Below are 4,551 nucleotides of genomic sequence, written 5' to 3' on the forward strand. Positions count from 1 at the left end.
TGGCGGAGGATACGAGATTCGAACTCGTGAGGGGTTGCCCCCAACACGCTTTCCAAGACCGTCATCTGGAATCCGCCGGTGATCGCTCGCCCTCGTCCAGGCGTGGAGTTGCTGCCGATCGGACTGTCGCGGACGCTGCTGGACGATGGCGGATGAGACCCACTTTGAGACCCTTTCGCGGTCACCTCGGCCCCTCATGTTTCAGCCGTTCTTGTGCTGGAACATTGGGGGCTGAGGGACCGGGCTAGGTGTGGCAGCAGCCGAATCCCGGTGGGACACCTGGGACACCGGACAACGTGCTGTGTCCCAGGTGTTTGCGCAGGTCAGGGGGCACTCTGGGACTGTGGGACACCTGGGACAGTCCCACCGGCAGGACAAGCGGTTAGGCGGATCTCCTAACGCCTACCTCGGTCGTAAGATGCGGTCCGCTCCGGCCGGATGGAGGCAAAACCGAAGGTCAGAGCGATGCCTGGATGGCGGGACCGCTACCTGTGTTCGCTCTCAAGCGAATCGAGGCATGCCTCCGGTACCACAGCATGCTGACAGGTCGATGACATTTCGGTCGATGCGGTAGGAGGCCAAACCTTGACACGCTACCGTACGGTGACCAGCACATACGCGTAGCATTGAGGAGAGGGGCAGGTGGGCTGCATGACCGATCACGCACCGTCATACACACGCGCGCCTGGCTTGCCGCTGTTCGAGCGCCCGCCAGTGACTGAGGTCAGTATGGGCGTGTCATTTGAGGGCCTCAAGTTGAGAGTCATTGACCTCGGCGATTTGCATCGACGCTTCATGTCGGACTACCCAGTCGCCGAAGAGCATCCCCCTGTTCCGCTGCAGATCGAGCGCTTTGGGCGGGCGGCACAGTCCGGGGTTGAATTCCAGTTTCTGGATTTCCCTCCCATGCCGATGGTGGTCTTCCTGGCCGAGGATCGGGCAAGTCTGATCCAGATTCAAGACAATCGATTCCATTGCGCGTGGCGGCGTGTTGAAGAAGATACGGCGTATCCGCGCTATGAAAAATTCCGAGAAGGATTCCTCCGGAACATCAAAGAATTTGCTGATCAGATTGGACGTGAAGATCTCCCGGTCACTCAGGCGGAGATCAATTACATTAATGACATACCGATGGATAGCAGTTTGCGACCGGATGTCCTAGCGAGTCTGTTGCCCTTGAGTGATATCGGCCAGAGTAGTGGTATGGCGCCGCTTGACGCCTCTTCTGCAAGCACCGCGCAGCACTTCACCTTCAAGACTAAAGAAGGCGTCGATTATGCGCGCCTTCACATCGCGGCGGAACTTGTCCCGGCTGGTTCGGATACTGTGCGACTCGCACTGACTTACCGTGGCGAACCAAGTGAGCGCTTTCCCAATATGTCCGCGATTGAAATGATGATGGCATTCCTTGATGAGGGCCACGATCAGATTGTTCGGGCATTCGCAGCCAACACCACTGCGGAGGCTCAAAAGGGATGGGGGAGATCTGAGTGACGGTAGCGGCAGAGTGGGTTGGCGGTTGGCAGATATTCGGGGCCAGGAAGTCTCGACCCGCTCGAGAGCGCGTGCCAGCTTTCGCTGTTGCTGTACGGGCAAACGTTGACGTTTGGTCCGACACGCGGCTCCCACAGTGGGTGACCAAAGTTGTCGAACGTCTTGAGGCAATCATCGCACTGCAGAAAGGCTGGGACGGAGCCGAGGGCGAGCCGGTGAGCCATGATGCCATCCAGATGTCGCTGACTGTTCTCGCAGAGACGATGTCGCCGGACTCGATTCCGCCGCAGTTCGTGCCGACTCCAGACGGTGGTTTGCAGCTGGAGTGGCATTGCGCTGGCGTTGATCTGGAGGTCTACGTTGAGTCTGACGGCCGCGTGTCGGCCTGGTGCCAGGAAGGTAGTCGCGAATGGGAAGAAGACGTCTACCCGCGTGCACGACTCGCGAAAGAACTTAGCCTTCTAATTGGTAAATTCTGCGACTGATGTCCGTGACGCCTGAGGATGACGGGACAGTCCCCGACTCAGATCTCTTGTATCGCCGGGTGCCGCCAAGTCAGGCGCACTATGATGCCAACCGAAAGCGCCGGTATCCCTCGTCTGCCGCGCTCCTCCCTTCATCGGGGGACACCGAAGTATCCGTCTACATGGGCTCCAAGTTGACGCAACTCGGATTGGATCCGATGGACGTACTTGAGGCGCATGAGAGTTACGGACTTATGCGCTTTCCCGCTCTTGCGGCCCGACAAGCCGGTTATGGCGTTAAGCAAGACGAGGTGGTCAATAGCGAGCGTCCGCTCAAGGTCGATCCTGCCCACGCCGTCCTGACGGGGACTCCGACCTCCAGCAAGCAGAAAAGAAAACCTGCACGCCTTCTCCTTGCGAACCCAACGCTAGAGGTCCTTAGGGATCCGGTCGACAACGAGGACGTGGACCCAACGGGATCGCAACGATAACTCGGGCACGTCACCCCGAAGCTTCCGCGATGAGGGAAAGCAGCTCCGGTGCGAGCTGTTGAGCGACAGCGACGGTCCCGCGTGAGTTGAAGGTGTGCTGAGTGCCGTCCGTGTCGAGCACGGCAACCCCTGCCTCACGAGCGATGAGGACACCTGCGCTCGTGTCCCACGGCTTGTTGTTGAACATGACCGAGGCGTCGAGGCTGCCGTCAGCGACCCACGCAAGGTCGGTGGCTGCTGTGCCGAGCATGCGCACCCGCTGCACCGTTGCCGCCAGCAACGCAGTGAGAGCGAGTCGGGGCCGATTCCGCTCCTCCGACCCATCGCCTACGGCGTAGTCTCCGATCGCGACAATCGCGTCATTCAAGCGACCGCATTTCCCGCCGTATATCCGCCGCCCATTGCAGTAGGATCCGCCACTTTGACTTCCGGCGTAGCGTCGATCCAGGAAGGGCATATCAATAACGCCAGCTAGAGATGTATCCCCGGCGACAAGACCAAGGGATATTGCAACGAGAGGAATTCCGTGAACGAAATTCGCTGTACCGTCGATCGGATCGAGAACCCACAGAAGCTCGCCCGAATCTCCGGACCGGCCTTCCTCCTCGCCGAGAAACTCAATCTCGGGCGTGACCTTCGCCAGATGTGATCTGATTGCCTGTTCGACGGCGAAGTCAACCTCCGATGCCATGTCGCGATCACCTTTGGACGTTACCGCTCCCTGGTCGCTGGTTATCGCGGATTTCCGTCCGATATCTACCGCCTCGTTCGCGATGTTCAGGAGCCTCGACAGGTCCGTCATATGGTCTTACCTGTCTCCCAGAGTGAGGCGAAGATTTGGTCATAGACAGAGTACAGATCCGACGAATCGTTGCCAGTCCGCTCCATGACAAATGTTGGCGAATCTAGGCCCCGGAGCGCGGGCAAGTAGGTCTGCATGACGCAGAGTTTCTGATCGATGAACATCAGATTGAACCGAATGGTTTCGTCATACATCCGCAGCTCTAGCTTGTCGGCCGCCGCCCCGAGTTCATCCCGGAGCCTGCTCATGATGTTGATGTTTCCCCGCGACCACGCAGAGAGGTGCCCTTCCTCGTGGCCCTCCTCGCGATTTCGGCGTTTGACCGATTCGCCGTCCGGGTCGAGGAACAGCAGACGGACCGATGCCCGGCGCAGGAGCGCACGCAACTTGAGATCCGGGTACTGCTGGCAGATCAGGTTCAGCGAGAGCCCGGCCGCCGCCACGTCCGAGGCGTTGTCGAACAGCTTCGGCGTCGGGATCTCATGGGAGAACTCCGTACGGCTCGTGTAGATGGCGGTCACACCGGCATATCCGGCTGGGGTCGCCGCAGAGAGCACACTCGCAGGCTGTGGCGTTGACGCGACTGTCGGCATGGGTGCGGCAGTCGGATCGATGGGAGGCTCGTCCGGCCAGGGGAGGAACAGCGCCTCGGCTTTCCAGCCGGGGAACATGTGCTCCAGGATTCGGCAGTGTCCGGGGTGCGGCAGACCGGTAAGCGAACCAGACAGCCACCTGTAGAACGTGGCCTTGCTCGGATAGCCGCTGACCTGCTCACGATCGACCACGCGCGCAACCTTGTCGTACTCGCGGCAGAACGCGCGGTGTTCCTGTAGGTGGCGCTCTCGCAGTAGCGCCTTCAGTGCCGTTTCAGCCTGCATGCTGCTCCCCAGCGGGCGGGATTCGGTCTCGTCAAGTTATCAGTCTCACGAGACAGAGATGAGACTGGATGGGTCACGAACGGTTGAGATGAGATACACGCGGAGTTAGCGCGAGACTCGCGGCCGCCAAGACTTCTGACATGCCCAAGACCACGCACTACTCGGCAGTCCGGGAGCCGGACGGTTTCCGGCCGCGCTCCGCTGGCGGTACGCCGCGCTCTCGCGCTGTCTTCCGGATGTACGCCGCCGTAAACGGCGACAGCCGCTCAACCTCGGTTGGCGGAACACCTGCACGCAACGCGTCAATCACGGCGTCTAGCAGCTCCTGGCGAGCTTGCTCGTGGGTCGCCTCTGTCTGTCGATATCGGGCGGTCGCGGCCTCTAGAGCACTGCGTGGGTCAGTCACGTCTCACAGGATAGCG

Annotated in this window: 4 protein-coding genes; 2 read left to right on the plus strand and 2 right to left on the minus strand. The window is 60.3% G+C overall.

The annotated features are described in order from the left end of the window. The first annotated feature begins 651 nt into the window (after nt 1-651). On the plus strand, nt 652-1,494 hold the full coding sequence (locus tag AB0J62_RS40325; protein WP_363883141.1) for a TIGR04255 family protein: 843 nt from the start codon (nt 652-654) through the stop codon (nt 1,492-1,494). Between the two features lie 140 nt (nt 1,495-1,634). Beyond that, a complete protein-coding gene (locus AB0J62_RS40330; protein WP_363883144.1) occupies nt 1,635-1,979 on the plus strand; it encodes a hypothetical protein in 345 nt (114 codons plus the stop codon). A gap of 480 nt (nt 1,980-2,459) precedes the next feature. Here AB0J62_RS40330 and AB0J62_RS40335 read toward each other — a convergent pair whose 3' ends face one another. After that, nucleotides 2,460-3,251 (minus strand): inositol monophosphatase family protein, encoded by a 792-nt coding sequence (locus tag AB0J62_RS40335; RefSeq protein ID WP_363883147.1) that lies wholly within the window; start codon nt 3,249-3,251, stop codon nt 2,460-2,462. Continuing rightward, on the minus strand, nt 3,248-4,129 hold the full coding sequence (locus AB0J62_RS40340; RefSeq protein WP_363883150.1) for a DUF5919 domain-containing protein: 882 nt from the start codon (nt 4,127-4,129) through the stop codon (nt 3,248-3,250). Before AB0J62_RS40340 ends, AB0J62_RS40335 begins: the two co-directional genes overlap by 4 nt. Nucleotides 4,130-4,551 lie beyond the last annotated feature (422 nt).

Source organism: Kribbella sp. NPDC049584 (genome assembly GCF_040675555.1).
Taxonomy (GTDB): domain Bacteria; phylum Actinomycetota; class Actinomycetes; order Propionibacteriales; family Kribbellaceae; genus Kribbella.

Coding starts and splice junctions, on each gene's coding strand:
- AB0J62_RS40340 (WP_363883150.1), bottom strand. CDS start 4,129: ATGCAGGCTGAAACGGCACTGAAGGCGCTACTGCGAGAGCGCCACCTA.
- AB0J62_RS40325 (WP_363883141.1), top strand. CDS start 652: ATGACCGATCACGCACCGTCATACACACGCGCGCCTGGCTTGCCGCTG.
- AB0J62_RS40335 (WP_363883147.1), bottom strand. CDS start 3,251: ATGACGGACCTGTCGAGGCTCCTGAACATCGCGAACGAGGCGGTAGAT.